The sequence below is a fragment of the Lysobacter sp. CA199 genome, assembly GCF_052078715.1.
GTDB lineage: Bacteria > Pseudomonadota > Gammaproteobacteria > Xanthomonadales > Xanthomonadaceae > Lysobacter.
Genome location: NZ_JBQJIL010000017.1, coordinates 1 through 15,187 on the forward strand (window position 1 = coordinate 1; position 15,187 = coordinate 15,187).

Below are 15,187 nucleotides of genomic sequence, written 5' to 3' on the forward strand. Positions count from 1 at the left end.
CGCACAGCGCCTTGAACTACAGACCACCAGCGCCCGAGGCCTTCATGCCTGCCAACGCAAGTGCACATCCACGTTTAGCCGCTTAAACTAACTTTACTTCTGGACCAGTTAACGCAGGCCAGTCACGGTCGTCCAGGCGCAGCCATCGAACTCGCCCCAACTGTGGCGTGGCTGCGCAGTTCCAAGAATCAGCGGGAACAACGGCGATGAACCATCGAGGTTGTCGCGCAGATAGGCGCGATCCCCACTGGTCGACATCGCGCTTGGGTAGACCTTGCCGAAGGTCTCACTGTCGCCGTAGTCATTGGCACCCGAGGCATAGCGATTGCAGTGCATGCGCCATAGATTGTCGGGATAGTTCGCCGCCAAGCCGTAACGGCCGGGATCGAAGAAGCCGCGAAAGTTAGCGTCGGTCGCGTCGGGAGTTCCGTTCTCTGTCGAGCCGCAGGCGCCGATGACCAACGGGTACTCATGGATCGAAGGCGGCTCGTACGCTGTCGCGTAACCCAGGTACGCGCTGACATAGACCGTGCCGATGCGGGCGACGATCACCACGCGCTGACCGTTAACGGCGAGCCAATAGGCGAACGGGCCGTTGCGCAGGGGCAGTTGGCGCAGTCCGCTGTTGTTGACCTGCGTGCGCAAACTTAGCAATGGATTGAGGCTTCGGAATCCGTACCAATTCAAGTTGTAGGCGGCGCGCGCGGGATCTTCGAACAACTCGGCGCCAATGAAGATCGATTGCCGGCCATCCAGGCCCGGCGCCTTCACGATCCATTGGGCGCGGTCCTCCAGTTCGAAATCGGCATTGACGTCGGTCTGGAACGACAGATCGTTGCACTCCAGCGGGGTCGCCCCATTGGCGGCCGAGAACACGACACGCCAGAACCGCGCTGCCGGTGAGTTTCCCGTCACCATGAAGGTCTGGCGCGCACGCGCCGAAGGCCACCGCACTCCAGACCACGCCTGCACCGGCGTCCAGACCGCCCCGTCGTCCGAGCGCTGCAACTCGAAAGCCGCCGCGCCACGTGCGCTCGAGTCGCCGATGCCCATCGTGACGGCACGGACGGAGGCGGGACCGATCATTTCGATCCCCGCAATGGCTGGGAGATCAGCGACCGCGCGAGTGCCCGAGGTGTCCATCGCGTTATCAAACAACGCGGACTGGCTGGCGAAATTGCCGGTGCGAAAGTTCGGGTTTCTCACGCCCCATCGGCGCACCAGGGTCCAAGGCGGCGAGGTGTTCAAGGTGAAACGATCGCCGGCCGCAAACGCCGTCGATCCTGCGTTGACTCGAAAGCGAAGCCGCTCGTGTTCGAAGGGTTGGCCAACGGTGGCGACGCCCAGGTCGCCGGCTAGCGCACCGATCACTTGGAAGCGCTGGGCATCCAAAGCGGTGACGGTGAAAGCCTCGGCAACCGAGACAGCGCCGCCGCGGTAGCCGCCGACACCACCGTCGACATCGGTCAGGCTGCCGTTGCCGGCGCCGGCATAGAGCAGACCCCAGGCATGCCCCTTTCGGCATAAAGCGCTTTCGAGCTGATTGAGGAAATCGTAATAGTCGCTGGCGATACCGGTTCGAAGTGTCATGGTCGCAAATGAAAACGCGCCCGGCGGGGGGCCGGGCGCGTATGGCGGTAGAGAACAGGGGGGATCTGAACCGCCGGGCGTAGTATCGGGATCGACGATCGCATTTGCTGCGACAACTACCCCAAGTCCTGACGAACGGTCGGTGCGTTCGCGCGAATGGTGGACAAGATCACCTGCCGACCCGCTTGCGTGCTCATCACGTTCACGATCTCGCGCGGGTCGAGGTAGAGCACGTTGGTGATCTGTGAACCTCGGCGCTCGCCTTGCGCTGCTGTGGCAGTGCGATCAGAGATCGGACCACGCGTCGGCACCGGCGCGCGCGGCGCCGGGCTGACAAAGCCGCCTGTTGCGTAGCCGCGCAATCCTTCCAACGCCGACATGCCCACACGGTTAAATCGTTCAAGAAATGAACGTGCGCCCGGTTGCCGCACGACTTCGCGTCGATGCACGAACTCGCCACGATGGACGAAACCCGCAGGGGCGTACTTCGGTCCGATGCCGGTGAAGCCGCCCGAGGCGAATCCTGACATTGACTTGGTGGCATTGGCCGCCAGCATCGTAGTGGCGGCGGCCTGCATAGCGACCGCCGCATTCATCACCACCGCGCCCGCAGCTCCTAATGCAACAGAAGCTCCTGTGATCGGGACAGCGTAGGCAGCGCCGGCCGCCGCAGCTTGAACCGGATCGGGCTGAGCCAAATCCGGCGCGCCCTTCCCGCCGGCCAGTTTCCCGACAACGGACATCAACTTCGCGGTTGCCATCGCCGCCAACTGCTGCGCTGCCAACTGCGCCAGCGACCTCGCCATGTCCTGCACCAGCCCGGTCAGAGCTTGGCGTAGGGTCAGAGTGCCGGTGGCCAGTCCTTCCAGCGCATTGCTCAGACCACTTTCGAAGCCATTGGTGAGCGTAACGACAAGTTCATTCGACTGAATCTTGAGCGCTGCGACTTGGGCGGTCAGATCTTTGACCCGCTCGATCGATTCCGGAGCACCGGTCTTGGCGGCCAGCGCATCCATCTTCGGCAGAAGTTGGTCAACTTCTGAAGCGGTTCGCGCATGTAGATCGATCAGCTCACGGCGCGCGCCGATCTCGGTTAGCAATCCTGCCTGCTGACGGGTTTGAATCGATTGCTCATCCCGCGACTGCTGACCGAACACGCGATCGACTTGCGCTTGCAGATCCTCCAGCTCGACCTTCGCAACATCAGTGTCGATGCGAAGCTGGATCTTCAGGGCGTCGGCGGTATTCCCCTTCGCCTGCAGATCGGCGAGCGCCTTCTTGTACTCAAGATCAAGCTCTTTCCTCCGAGCCGCCGCGCCTTCGCCGCGGTTGCGCATGAGGGCGACGTCGGCTTCTTGAACGGTTCGGCCCAAGGCTTCGTCGTCCTTGGTCTCCTTTCTATCTGCCTTCCCCTGCTTGTCTTGTTCGCGCCGCAGCTTGCGCTCATCGGCTTTCCGCTGGCGCTCCGCATCACGCACGGCTTTGGTCTGCGCGCGACCGGCATCGGTCGAGGCTTTGGCGGCGTCTCGCTCGCGGACCTGCTCATCGATGGCCTTGCGCGTAGCTTCGGTCAGATGCGTGGTGTCCTTGACACCCGCCGCCTTGACCGCTTGGTATTCCAACGCGGCTCGCAGACCCTTTTCGCGCTCGATCCGCTCGATCTTTAGCTTTTCGTTCTGGTCCGCCAACGCCTTCGTAAAGTCCGTGGCGTCTTTGGTTGATTGTTGTCGCGTTCGGCCACCGCTGGCCTGAGCCGTGCGTAGTTCGGCCAGCGAGTCGCGGACCTGTTTGAACTCCTCGTTGGTGCGTGCAAGCTGTGATCGGACGCGCTTGATTTCACCGTCCAGTTCCTCGCCGTAGAGGATCCGGCCCGAACTTTGACCTTCGTTAAAGTGACCGCCGGCCCAGCCCTGCTTGATGAACTCCAGATCGCTCAACTCCTTTTGGAGCTGCTCGCGTTGCGCGATCAGGCGTTTGCCGGCATCAACGCCCGTGTCGATGTCTTGCTGCTCGCGAAATCGCTGCGCGGCCTTGATCGTGTTCTCGAATTCAACCTTGGCCGCTTTGGCGTTCGCACTGGCAGTGGCAAACGCGCTCGCCAGTAAGGTGACACCTGTGATTGCCAAACCGAGCGGGCCGCCCATGAGAGTCAATACCGAAGACAGCGCGCGCACTGCCACCGCTTTTGCGCCCACCGCGGCTGTCGCCACCTGCGTAGCCGCAGCCGTGCGCGCCTGGGCGGCGGCTAGGTTGCCCTCGGCGGCGGCCACTCGCGCGGCGCCCGAACCCGACATCGTCAGAGCGCGAGCGCGAGCGAGTTCTGCCTGCGCTGCCGCCTCCGCCGCGCGCGCTTGCGCCAGTTCCTCTTGTGCCAGCCGCTGCGTCTTCTGGATGTTGGACACTTTCGCAGCGCCAGCCGTGGCGAGCGTTGCAATCAGCCGGCTCAGTCCGGCCACGACCACAACGCCGACCATGTTGGCCAAGCCGTCGAAGTTCTGCGACAACGCTTGGATCGAACCCGCAACGGCGGTGGATACGCCACTGGCGCGGTCTTGTTGACCTATAAATCGCGTAAATGCGTTATCGAGCTGGGTGAGGCTGCGCTCGACAGTGAGTGGAAGTTGGCTGAACTCTGCGGCGATCGTCTGCGCTTCTTTACCCGAGAAAGCAACGCGCAGCTGCTCGCTGGTCAGCTTGCCGGCCTCGGCCAGCTTTCGCAGTTCGCCGATTGGCACGCCCATGCTGGCGGCCAGAGCTTTCATCAGACGCGGCGCAGCGTCATTGACCGAGTTGAACTCGTCGCCGCGTAGCGTGCCGGAGGCGAAGGCCTGGCTGAGCTGCAGGATCGTCGATGCCGCTTCCGCGCCGGTTGCGCCGGACACAGCCAGCGCCTTGTTGATGGTCTCGGTCAGGCCGAGCACTTCACGCTGCGATCCCCCCTGATCTTTCAGTGCACTGCTGAGGCGACCGAACAATGTCGCTGTGGCGTCGAGCGACGTCGAAGTGCGCTGCGAGATCGCGAAGACAGCGTCCTCGGCTAGATTGAAGCTGGCCTGCGATGTAGTGGCGAGCTTGATCTTGGCCGACAGATTCGCGTATCCGTCTGCCGCGCGCACCAAGCCGCCGATGGCAGTGCCGGCGCTCTGCAGACCAACAAAAGCCAGAAGCTGCGCCTTGGCTTGGCCGAGCTGACGTCCGATGGCCTCGACACTGCCGCGCGAGCCATCGAATGACCTGCCGGCGCGTCGGGCCGCGCTCTCGGCCTCATTGCCGAAGACTCGCGCACGGACACCCGCTTGTTCCAGAGCCTGATTGAGTTGTGCGGCGTTAGCCTTGATCAGGAGCGTGATCGTGGTGTCGCGATTGGCCATGAGTCCTGATAAGGCGCATGGCAGCGCCTCGCGGCTGCATGCACGCGAGTTGAGAGGTAGAACAAGAGAAGCCGCGGGTTAACCGCGGCTTGGATTCAATCAGTAGGGCTCGAATAGTGCCTACTTATCCAGCGGGGACCATCGACTCCTTACTGACCGGCGTTTTAGCGACAGACGGTGAATCACTGCTGTGGAGTAGCTGGGACGCTGGCGCTGCGGCAACCGCCTCGGACGGCTGCAACTCGGTGGGAATGGTGCACCCGCTGCAAGCAAGCGCTGATAGGACGGCGGCGATGGAGAGTGCATGCGTGAGCTTCATGGTGGCAATCCTAGATTGACGGGTAATGATGGAGGTGTGCGCTCCGCCCTGTCTCAATAGGGTAATGACGTCCAGGACGGAGGGGCGCACAGCGCAATCTAGGCCAGATACACCCTATTGGCGCTGGGTCACAAGTATCAATCCTGGAATAATGTCCCGTGTTTCTGACCAGAAGGCATCAGGGGCCAGCGCTAAACCACGGTGACTGGCTCAGAACCGGAGAAGCCCGTCACTCTTCCTCGGCCCGCTGCCTTGCTGGCATACAGGGCAGCATCGGCCCGCTTAAGCAGCGCCTCGACCGTTTCTCCGGGCTGCAGCTCAGCCACGCCCAGACTTAAATCGACCGTCAGCTGGCGTCCATCAATCTCCAACGGATTGTCCACCACTCTGCGTCGCAACTGCTCGGCGATGTTTACCGCGTGATGAAAATCAGCCCCCACAAGACCCACCACCATTTCATCGCCACCGAACCGCCCGCACAGGTCTTGCGTGCGCAGGCGACCACTTACGCGCTGCGCGACATAGCGCAACGTCTCATCCCCTGCGTGATGGCCGAACTCATCATTGATGCGCTTGAAGTGATCAATGTCGAAGAACACCACCGATAACGGACGTTTAGCACGATGGGCATTCTGCGTCTCAGCCCGTAGTGCCGTTTCTAGTGCGGCTCGGGTCATGGCGCCGGTCAATTGATCATAGGTCGCTTGTAGATGAGCGAAATCGCGATCTACTCGCAGCTGCTGCACCTTGTTCGTCAAACCCATGAGCAGGCCTAGCCCGCCAAAAGCCAATCCAGACGGATACGCGACTTCGAGCCAATCGAAAGCGGGCCACCACTTCTGGTACGCGCCCACTAGGACTACAAGCACGGTCATAAGCGGCATCCATGCGAGCAAGAGGAACCTTGCCTCGCGCTGATTTCGACTTATGGCTTTAACTATCGCGATGGCGACCACGACGATCGACGCCAAGAGAACAACGTTTCCGAAAATAGCGCTGGCTGGCCACACACCATAGAAGCTCAGGGCCAGCAACCCACCTTGTAATGCGCTGCAGACATCCAGCATCTTGGCAAGACGAGGCTGATTCTGCGGCAGGCTTAGAAAGAAGTTGAGAAAGCGCAGGCTCGCGAGGACGGCAGCCGTGTTGAGGATGATGTAGGTGCGCCGATCATCGGCAAGCGGCGCGAGCCAAGACAGCCACCGCATTTCGCCTCCAACAAAGGCAACACTCAGTGTCTGCGCAATCAGCGTCAATCCCAGATACGCGTAACCGCGCTCACCGAATCCAACCCAGAATCCAAAGGCCAACATTGCGATGATGCTCAATGCCGTAAGAACAAAGCTGCGTAGATATAAGTGCGACATCTCGCGCGCGAGAAGTTCCTTTGCAGGCTCGATAGAGATGCGCGACGATGTGACGTCAGCAGAAGTGACGCGCAGGTAGATCGACGCCCCCTTCTTCAGCCCCTGCGAGAGAGGTACCACGTGGAAGCGGGTGGAATGCGACATGTCCGCGTCGGGTCCGTACATGGACCGACGCTGGCCTTGGACGTCGCCCGGACGCCAGACTTCAATCTGCTTGCGCGAAGGTTGATTCATAACGAACTGCGGGCTGTCCAACTCGCCAAAATCGCTCAGCGCCGTAATGCGCCACCAATGCGGCTGGCGATCGACTGATGCGATCTCTTGGCCGGCCACTGGCCTAAACGATTCATTGTGGCGGCCAGCGACGACATCCGCCGTTGCTGCGCCAGGAACATCCAGGCGCGAGAGCGCCACGCCTTGGGCGCTGACAACCGCTGGGGTCAGCAGCAGATACAGCACCAGGAAATAGTGCCAGTAGTGAATCCTGGGTTTCTCCATATCCCGCCGACTCGTCTTCGTTGACGCGACGAGGATAGCCACGGTGTCGTCGTCCGGTGGAGCACCGGGTCACGGTTCCCTGGCAACGCCGCAGGCACGACGCGATTTAACGACTGATTGCCAGCTAAATCTTGGATTTTTCCAAGATTTTTGTTAATTACCTCCCCGCGCTTCGTTTTCTGCCTCCCCTGCCTGTGACCGAGGCAGCCAGTGGCACAACCGCCGGCCAGTTTCGTTGTGAGCCAGGATTTGTCGGGCTGTCAGATCCGTCAGAACGTCCTGGCGGGACACCAGGATCGGCTTCGCCCATTCACACCCTGAGGTGACCTCAGTCACGCGACCAGGAGTCGTGCAGGCGGTCAGCAGCAGAGCCAGGCACGGTGTCCGCCACCGCCCCATCGTCGCTGCTCGGAAAATGCATAACATCGGTTTCTACCTCGGTTCGTACTTCGGTGTTGGCGGACACCTGCTCGGCGACTGCCGCGCGGTGCTCGCTCGACGCAACGCGCTCGTCGGCCGCTTTACGAGCACGACGGGTTCCCCTCCATCGACCCCAGCCGAACGCCGCGAGCACGGCGGCGAGCGCGGCCAATACCGTGGTCATCCAGACTTTCAATGCGATCATGCGATCTGCCCTCCTGCCTTCTGGTACACGGCAAGAAGGGTTTCCAACGGCACCTCGCGCTGGCCGTAACCGGCCTCCGGTAATGACGCCCACGTTTTGCGCGACTTGCGCACTGCGCTAGTGATCCAGCCTTTCTTGATGTCGGCCAGTGCCCCGGTCTCACGCAACAGTTCAATCGCAGCACGGTCCTGCGATGCTGGAGCGAAATCGGGCAACCTGAGACGGTTGCGCAAGCTGGCCCAGGTCTTCCACAGGAACTGATAGCGGCCGGCAGCGGTGGAATGAATGCGGTACTTCGGCAGCCATACCAGCTTGCGTGGGTGTTCGCTGTAGGAAGTGAATCGGCGGCCTCCGACGAGTACGTCATAGCCGCCATGCTCGCTGAAGCGCTCCACGCCCTCGGCGTGCGCCAGCATGTCGAGGAAGGCGACGACGTTCTGGTCGCCGGCCTGCTCAGCTGAGAGGTGTGCCATCGGGCCCTCGCTGCTGGAACAGCCGACCGATCAGGCCGGTGATGAGAAGAACACCCGTGACGCTGGCTGTCACCCAAAGCGGAATGCGCTCGCGCAGATCATCGGGAAGCGACAACCACGTCGCTTGAATGGCGAGCGCTGCACTCATTGCGCGCACACTCGCGAAGCGCCAAGCACAGCGCCAGTTATCGATCAGTTTCATAAGGGATTCCGTAGTTTTTGAATGAAGGCGGTGACCTCACGGCCACCGGCAAAGCCGGCGTTGACGTCTTCGACGCGATCGGCGCGAAGTGCGCGCTCGCGCTGCACCGCGGCGCGATAGAAAAGAGACAGTTGACGCGCGGTCGCGCCCTCGATCCACGACCAGCCGTGTCCGTGCGCGATCAGGGTGGCGAGGACGTGGGGCCAGTCGTCGCCGTGTTCTGGCGTTGCAGTTCCAGCGCGCTGAGAACGCGCTGCAGAAAAAAATCTGCGTTTACCGCCCAGAACGTCATGAGCAATAGGTCGCCGCGCGCGGCATTCAAGGAATGGACCCACTCGCCGGATTGATCGCTGGATTGCGCCAGCAGTTCAACGGTCGCGTCCGGGTGCAATGCACAGACCCGGTGCAGCTTGCCCAGGTCTACATTGCCATCGTCGGTCAGCGTAACCAGGCCGCCGACCAGCGCGGCCACGGATTCATGCAATCGCAGACTTTCGAAGAAGCCCAACTCGCGCACGGTCACGGTGCGCTCGCCCAGCGGTAGCGTGCGGCTGGACTGCAACACGGCCAATTCGTCCGGCGCTGGCGACGGGCGTGGCTTGATTTTGCGCGCCATCAACCGCCCACCATCTCGATCCGGCCGAACCCACCCAGCGCCGCGTCCTGCGCGCGGGTCTCATCGAACAGCGATGCGCCCGACAACTGCAGGCTGCCCCACTCCTCCGAGATCAGATCCAGCTGTTCAATCGGATTGAACGCGACGCGGTAGAGCGTCACGTTGACGCGCCGCCCGTTGACGGTGTTGATGCCGTCGAGGAACAGCATTCGCTCGGGCGGAGGCGTGTTGAACAGCGCGATGTTGATCGTTGCGCCGTGCTGGTAGGTCGCCTTAAACGGCTGGACGGAACCTTCCACCTTGCGCAACCCAATCACCCCTGCCGACGCCGACTCGGTCCACCAATTCGCGGCCGGCACGGTGACGGGAGGAGTGGCGCTGTCGGTCAACGCCAGTTCGCTGACCCAACCGCGATCCAGACGGATCAGGTCGCCGGCCTTCAGACCCGGCGGTAGTAGCTCATTACTGACCGCACCGGCCGGCAAGGCCGCCGGGATCGAGTACAGACCCTCCGCGATGTTCTCCGGGGTCGCCTCATCAAGCGTCAGGTTGATATTGGCGGTCTTGCTCTGGACCAAGCGGCCGTACAGCATGCGGTTGCCGCTGAACGACTCGGTCTTGTCCGAGTTCTGGACCTCCAGCGCGAGTTGGAGCTGGGGCGCATTGCCTACCCACCGTAGCGGGCCGGGCTTGCCATTGGATTGGCGCTGGGCGAGGTAAACCTTGCCCTGAAACGAAAACAGGTCCTGCGCGGCCATCGGTCGCGTTGCTCCTATCAATAGTGTGTGGCTGCCCGTAGGGCAGCGGAATCAGCGGCGCAGTGAGCGCAGTAGCAGCCGGTCGATCTCGGCGGTGATCACGTCCAGGCCCGCTTGGGCCACGCGCTCGGGCCGGTCGTCTTTGCGCAACATCTGCGCCAGCGACGGGCCATACAGGCGACGGATCGGCGTGCGTGGAACGCGCTTGTCCCCGGAGATCGGGGTTCGCTCAAAGGCAATCGGCGTACCGCGGTAGCGGTTCTCGAAGCCTTTGCGCCGGAAGCCGCGCTGGCCGCGCAGTGCGGTGTAGCTCAGGCCATCGGCCGTTTTGCGGGTACCGAAATTGCGCAGGCCCACGCCGCGCGCGACGCCAACCAACTCGACGCCCTCGCGGCTGGTCCGCACGCTGATGCCAGCCCGGATGCGCTGGGCCGACAATGCGTATTCGGCTTGAATGTCGCGTCGGGCGATGACCGGCCATCGGCGACGCAACGTGCCTAGCGCGCGCCGTTGGCTCACCGCAACCTTGGCCGGGATCTCGCTCACACGCTTGGCCGCGTCCAGCACGGCATTGGCGTCGATGAAGATGTCCATCAGCGGCGATAGCGAATCGTCAGGGCGACCTGGACGGCCACGACGGGAAGCCCTTCGGGCCGATCCAAGAACACGATGTCCTCGACCTGCACCGGCAGGGCGTTCGGCAGCGGAATCCAGTCGTCGAGGGCGTCCTCGATGTCAGCGGCGATGGCGTGCGATAGTGCGTGGGCATCGGTCAGCGACGCCGGCAGCATGGCTTCCGCTACACCTTGGAGCAGTCGATGCCGGCCGTGCGGTTTGTTCGCATCGCGTTGGATACCGAGCGACGCCAGGGTTAAACCCATGACCGATTCGTCAGGATGTTGAGCCGGTTCCAGCGCAACCGCCGAGCCGATATCGGTGCGGTAACCACTTGCGGTCCGAATCTCGGTAAAGCGCTCAGCCACACGCTGCAACAACACCCAACTCGGCGCGGCGCTAACCATGCAGCACCGCTTCGTTGACCATGCCGTCGTTCTTCACCATCGCCTCAACCGTTTGGATACGATCAGGCAACACAACTTCGTCGCCGCGGCGGAACACCCATTCGCGGTTGCGGGCGCATACGTGCCGCGCTCGCCCGACGACCTGCTGGAACTCTCCGAGGCGCTCGACGCCGTCGCGCACGACCAGGGTGATCGGCGCCGGGGGATTAGGCAGACGCTGGATTTGTGCGACGACGCCGAGCGCGGCGAAGACTACGTCGTCGGCCTTGGAGAACACGTCCACAGACTTAGGCCTTCAGCTTCACCAGCAGCGCCGGGCGATGACACATCGGCAGCGGATTGGACTGAGTATGCAGGTCGGTACCGCGATCGAACTTACGCGGTGCCTGCTTGCTGTAGAGCAACTGTCCGAGCGTATTGACGGTTTCGTTGAAATCGGCCGGCGCCACGTAGGTGGCGAAGGTATCGAGGGTACCCAACGGGAACGCATGGGCCTCGCCGGCCTCAATGAAGCGACGGCTTTTACCATCCGCGTCGCTCGCCTCTCCGGAATACTCCTCGAAACGTACGCCAGCGAAGCGGAAATCCGACCGCATGTCGTCGCGCAGGGCCGCGCCTTCTTGCCATAGATGGTAAGCCTCTTTGACCTTGTCGTGTCCCGACAGCGCATCAAAGAACTCCGGCGAAACCAAAACATGAATTCCGCTCATGCGCTCGCCCTTAAGCGACTTACCCATGTAGCGTTTGAGGTCGATGCATTTCTGACGGACGTCAGTTTCCTTATTCGCTAACTGGAAATCGAATACCTTGGGTGTGATGTCGAAGATATCGAAAAGGTTGGCCAGCTCACTTCCATCGGCATCCAGAATCACTCCCTTGAGGGCGCCAATACGCAAGTGCTCCAGCGTAATAGCGTGTTTGTTGCGCATGGTCTGCAGGTGATCGGCCATGACCCCGGCAATCGTTTCCAACTCGGATTCGGTGCTAAAGGAACGCACACCAATGACCTCTTCGGGCAGAACTACGTCGTCGTGCGGGATATGCGGCACATTGAAAGCACGCAGCGATCGTTTTCCTCGCTTGCCAACCGTGCCCGGCGACCCCACAGGTTGCGTCGGCAGCAACGATAAGATGCCATTGCGTTCTTCAACCGTGACTTGGCGCGTCCTCACCGGCTTTACTGGAAATAGATTCAGTTCGTCCAGACGACCGTACTGGTTGGGCAGGAAATTGATTGCGGCAGTCAGTGCGCTCATTGAGAACGCCGGATTATGGAACGGGTTGTTCATCGACATCGGTCAGACTCCGTGACGCGCAAGAATGCCGGCCGCGTGCAGTTGCGTGACTGCTGCGGCCTTCTGTTCGGGGGTAATGCCGGCGGGCCAGGCCAGCGCGTGGTCGGCGACAGCGGCGTGGCGCGCCACGATCAGGCCATCGGGATTGGGCGCATCGCCGGTCGTGATCGGAACGATCGCAACGCCGGCGGCCACTTCGCTGCCATCCGTCGCGCTGGGATTGAGGGCCGCGATCTGGCCATTGGCCGTGAGTCGGCCAACCACTTGACCAAGCGACAGCGTCTGATTGCCGGCAACGATGACGCGATCGCGCGAGTACAGGTTGTCAGCTTCGAACTTGAGCAGATCGCCCAGGTTCAAACCTTCTCGGATCGGGGGATAGGTGGTCAGTCGCATCTCAACGCTCCTTCTTGGCCAGCGCCGCACGCGCCTTGACGGCGCGGATCAGCGGGTTCTCGTCCAGGGACTGCGGCGCCGACGCCGACGGCGCGGTGGGCGACAGATGGCTGGTGATCTCCGGCGACTCGGCCCTCGCCGCGAGCAAGCGCTGGCGCGCAACCGTAGGGGTCACGCCTTCGGCCAGCAGCGTCGCGGTCAACTGCGGCTGACCAGCCAGTTCGCACAACTCGGCGATCGCCAGCGCATCGCCGTGGGCTTGTGCACGCACGGCTTCGGTATTGACGGCGGGCGCCGTCGCTTCGGATTGGGACATCGTGGGGTTCTCCAGGAAGATTGGACGCGCGGCGGCGTCGAGTTCGGTGTGCATCTGCTGCACGGCATCGCTGAGCGTGCCGACGCGGTCGGCCAAGCCGACGTTGATGGCGTCCTGACCGAAGTAGAGCGCGGCCTCGGTTTTGCGTACTACTTCGGCGCTCAAGCCGCGTTGGTCTGCGACGGTCAGGACGAATAGTTCGTAGAGACGGTTAACCTCGGTTTGGATCGAATCGCGCGCTTCGTCCGTCAGCGCCGAGTGCGGTGTTCCGTCGTTCTTGCGCGCGCCCGCGTGGATGGGCGTGTATTTGAGTCCAGCATTCGTGTCCGACTGCGATCGATCGACGTGCAGCGCAATGACGCCGACCGAGCCAACGCCTGCAGTTCGCGTAACAAACAGGCGACTCGCGGCACTCGCCAGCGCGTACGCGGCAGAGAACGCTGCGTCGTTTGCCACCGCCCAGATCGGCTTGACGGCACTCGCCGCCCGGATCTTGTCGGCCAGATCAAACACCCCGGCCGCCTCGCCACCGGGGCTATCGATTTCCAGCAAGATGCCGCGCACCGAGTCGTCGGCCAGGGCCGCATCGAGGCGGCGCGCAATCGAGAGATAACTGGTCAGACCGGACAGCGCGTCCAATCCCACCGTTCGCTGTACCAACGTGCCGTGGATCGGCAGCACGTAGATACCTTGCTCGGTCGCCAACGAGGGTGTCGGCGTGGGCGGCCCCATCTGCGGCGGCGGCAGTGTTTGCAACTCAAACTTCGGAGTAAGCACGCCCAGGATGACTTCCAGCTTGGCGCGTTGAATCAGCAGCGGCGTGTTGAACACACGCGCCGCCAGATGAGGCAGTTCGATCATTCGGTAGACTTCGCATCTAAGGCCGGCTCTTCGACCGGCGGTGGGGCGTGCTTCACGCCATTGCGCGCAACAACGCGGGGATCTGTGTCGAGGACCAGACCGAGCGCGTCGGCACGTTGCGCGTCGGCGGCGATTTCGCGGTCGATGGTCTCGGCGTCGTATCCCGAACTCGCGATGGCTTCGCTACGGCTGATCAGGCCGGCGCGAATTGCCAGGATCAGAGCGTTGAATTCCTTCTCCGGGTCTACCCAGCTCCAGCCCTGCGGCACCCATTTGCAGGCGCGGTACTGACGCTTACGGCGCCGGTAGCCGGGCAGTTCGATCGCACCCGACAGCACCGCAGCATCGACAAACGCGTTCCAGATCGGCCGGCACAGCTGGAACACCAGCACCGAGTGCTGGACCATCTCGCAGCGACGCCGGAACTCCAGCAACCCGGCGCGGATGGACGAGTAGTTCACCCCAGTCAGATCGCCGGTCAGCTGCTCGTAGGTAATGCCCATCGCGGCAGCGACCGCACGGAATTGCGAGCGCAGGAACGCGTCGTAGCTGGCACCGACATCGGCCGGCTGGGCGAATGTAACGCTCTCGCCCGCTTCCAGAATTTGCAGGCTGCCCGGCTCCAAGCCGAGCGGCGCATTGCCGTGGTCGTCCGGTGGTGCATCGCCCGGCAGCGGGTCTTCTGGGCCATCGCGGGTGATGAAGCCGGCGAACATGGCCGCTGTTTTCTTGCGCACCAGCTCGGCATCGTCGTACTGGTCCAGCTCGTTCAACTTGACCAGCGCGCGCGCCAGCCACGGCTCGCCACGGATCTGCCCCGGACGCAGCGGCCGGAAGATGTGCAGCACCTCGGCGGCGGGAACACGGAAGGTGTCCAGTCCCCCCTGCCGGCTCATCGGCGCCATCGAGCCGTCTTGCGGATGCGACAGGTAAAGGTGATACGCGACCCGCCGCCCGAGCCGGTTGAACTCGATTCCGGCGCGGATGACGTTGCCGTTGGGCTCCTCGCGGTTAAGGGTCAGCGGCAAGTGTTCGGGTTCCAGCACTTGCAATTGCAGCGGCACGGCCAGGCCGTCCTCGGCGCGGCGCGGGCGCAATCTCACCAAGCATTCGCCGCCTTCCAGCAGTGCACGGCATCCCAGTGCTTGCAAGCCGTACAGATCGGTCAGCCCGGCGGCGTCGGCCTCGTCCACGAAGTCGCGCCACAGCACGTGCAACTCTTCGCGCTGGGTTTGGTCGGCAATCAGCGATTGCGGTTTGATGCCGGTTCCGACTGCATTGGCTACGAACGCCTCGATCGCGGCATTCGCCCAGGCATTGCGGCGAACCAGATCGCGCGAGCGAACGCGCAGCGCATCGCCGGTCGCTACGAGCGCTGCGATCGCACCGGGATTGCTGGGCTGCCATGCCGTCGACCGCCGGCCGTGACCTGCGACCTCATGCACGGGCGAGCCGCCGAACATCGCGGTTCGGACGCG

The 15,187-nt window shown here is 62.7% G+C and carries 15 protein-coding genes; all 15 read right to left on the minus strand.

Annotation, left to right across the window (positions count from 1 at the left end):
• Positions 1–108: 108 nt before the first annotated feature.
• The gene (locus ACTOWJ_RS26705) at positions 109–1,590 is read right to left on the minus strand and encodes a hypothetical protein (protein WP_441337667.1); all 1,482 of its coding nucleotides are present in this window, start codon (positions 1,588–1,590) and stop codon (positions 109–111) included.
• Between the two features lie 116 nt (positions 1,591–1,706).
• Complete coding sequence (locus tag ACTOWJ_RS26710; protein ID WP_441337668.1) at positions 1,707–4,961, minus strand: tape measure protein; 3,255 nt, start codon at positions 4,959–4,961, stop codon at positions 1,707–1,709.
• 510 nt (positions 4,962–5,471) lie between these two features.
• Positions 5,472–7,187, minus strand: coding sequence for a sensor domain-containing diguanylate cyclase (locus ACTOWJ_RS26715; RefSeq protein WP_441337669.1), 1,716 nt, complete (start codon positions 7,185–7,187; stop codon positions 5,472–5,474).
• A gap of 286 nt (positions 7,188–7,473) precedes the next feature.
• Positions 7,474–7,770: a hypothetical protein gene (locus tag ACTOWJ_RS26720; RefSeq protein WP_441337670.1), complete on the minus strand. Its 297-nt coding sequence runs from the start codon at positions 7,768–7,770 to the stop codon at positions 7,474–7,476.
• Positions 7,767–8,243: a glycoside hydrolase family 24 protein gene (locus ACTOWJ_RS26725; protein ID WP_441337671.1), complete on the minus strand. Its 477-nt coding sequence runs from the start codon at positions 8,241–8,243 to the stop codon at positions 7,767–7,769. The genes ACTOWJ_RS26720 and ACTOWJ_RS26725 overlap by 4 nt, the downstream gene beginning before the upstream one ends.
• Positions 8,224–8,445: a DUF7940 domain-containing protein gene (locus ACTOWJ_RS26730; protein WP_441337672.1), complete on the minus strand. Its 222-nt coding sequence runs from the start codon at positions 8,443–8,445 to the stop codon at positions 8,224–8,226. The genes ACTOWJ_RS26725 and ACTOWJ_RS26730 overlap by 20 nt, the downstream gene beginning before the upstream one ends.
• A gap of 181 nt (positions 8,446–8,626) precedes the next feature.
• On the minus strand, positions 8,627–9,061 hold the full coding sequence (locus ACTOWJ_RS26735) for a DUF6631 family protein (RefSeq protein WP_441337673.1): 435 nt from the start codon (positions 9,059–9,061) through the stop codon (positions 8,627–8,629).
• A complete protein-coding gene (locus tag ACTOWJ_RS26740; protein ID WP_441337674.1) occupies positions 9,061–9,819 on the minus strand; it encodes a hypothetical protein in 759 nt (252 codons plus the stop codon). The genes ACTOWJ_RS26735 and ACTOWJ_RS26740 overlap by 1 nt, the downstream gene beginning before the upstream one ends.
• 51 nt (positions 9,820–9,870) lie before the next feature.
• Entirely contained in the window at positions 9,871–10,386 is a 516-nt protein-coding gene (locus ACTOWJ_RS26745; RefSeq protein WP_441337675.1) for a hypothetical protein, read from the minus strand.
• A 26-nt stretch (positions 10,387–10,412) separates the two neighbouring features.
• Positions 10,413–10,841: a hypothetical protein gene (locus ACTOWJ_RS26750; RefSeq protein ID WP_441337676.1), complete on the minus strand. Its 429-nt coding sequence runs from the start codon at positions 10,839–10,841 to the stop codon at positions 10,413–10,415.
• Positions 10,834–11,124, minus strand: a complete 291-nt coding sequence (locus ACTOWJ_RS26755) for a hypothetical protein (protein WP_441337677.1) — start codon at positions 11,122–11,124, stop codon at positions 10,834–10,836. Before ACTOWJ_RS26755 ends, ACTOWJ_RS26750 begins: the two co-directional genes overlap by 8 nt.
• A 4-nt stretch (positions 11,125–11,128) precedes the next feature.
• Entirely contained in the window at positions 11,129–12,136 is a 1,008-nt protein-coding gene (locus ACTOWJ_RS26760) for a major capsid protein (protein ID WP_441337678.1), read from the minus strand.
• Between the two features lie 3 nt (positions 12,137–12,139).
• On the minus strand, positions 12,140–12,532 hold the full coding sequence (locus ACTOWJ_RS26765; protein ID WP_441337679.1) for a head decoration protein: 393 nt from the start codon (positions 12,530–12,532) through the stop codon (positions 12,140–12,142).
• 1 nt (position 12,533) lies between these two features.
• Positions 12,534–13,679: a S49 family peptidase gene (locus tag ACTOWJ_RS26770; RefSeq protein WP_441337680.1), complete on the minus strand. Its 1,146-nt coding sequence runs from the start codon at positions 13,677–13,679 to the stop codon at positions 12,534–12,536.
• A gap of 26 nt (positions 13,680–13,705) precedes the next feature.
• Entirely contained in the window at positions 13,706–15,172 is a 1,467-nt protein-coding gene (locus ACTOWJ_RS26775; protein WP_441337681.1) for a phage portal protein, read from the minus strand.
• Positions 15,173–15,187 lie beyond the last annotated feature (15 nt).

Coding starts and splice junctions, on each gene's coding strand:
- ACTOWJ_RS26705 (WP_441337667.1), bottom strand. CDS start 1,590: ATGACACTTCGAACCGGTATCGCCAGCGACTATTACGATTTCCTCAAT.
- ACTOWJ_RS26750 (WP_441337676.1), bottom strand. CDS start 10,841: ATGGTTAGCGCCGCGCCGAGTTGGGTGTTGTTGCAGCGTGTGGCTGAG.
- ACTOWJ_RS26775 (WP_441337681.1), bottom strand. CDS start 15,172: ATGTTCGGCGGCTCGCCCGTGCATGAGGTCGCAGGTCACGGCCGGCGG.
- ACTOWJ_RS26710 (WP_441337668.1), bottom strand. CDS start 4,961: ATGGCCAATCGCGACACCACGATCACGCTCCTGATCAAGGCTAACGCC.
- ACTOWJ_RS26725 (WP_441337671.1), bottom strand. CDS start 8,243: ATGGCACACCTCTCAGCTGAGCAGGCCGGCGACCAGAACGTCGTCGCC.
- ACTOWJ_RS26720 (WP_441337670.1), bottom strand. CDS start 7,770: ATGATCGCATTGAAAGTCTGGATGACCACGGTATTGGCCGCGCTCGCC.
- ACTOWJ_RS26740 (WP_441337674.1), bottom strand. CDS start 9,819: ATGGCCGCGCAGGACCTGTTTTCGTTTCAGGGCAAGGTTTACCTCGCC.
- ACTOWJ_RS26730 (WP_441337672.1), bottom strand. CDS start 8,445: ATGAAACTGATCGATAACTGGCGCTGTGCTTGGCGCTTCGCGAGTGTG.
- ACTOWJ_RS26765 (WP_441337679.1), bottom strand. CDS start 12,532: ATGCGACTGACCACCTATCCCCCGATCCGAGAAGGTTTGAACCTGGGC.
- ACTOWJ_RS26735 (WP_441337673.1), bottom strand. CDS start 9,061: ATGGCGCGCAAAATCAAGCCACGCCCGTCGCCAGCGCCGGACGAATTG.
- ACTOWJ_RS26760 (WP_441337678.1), bottom strand. CDS start 12,136: ATGTCGATGAACAACCCGTTCCATAATCCGGCGTTCTCAATGAGCGCA.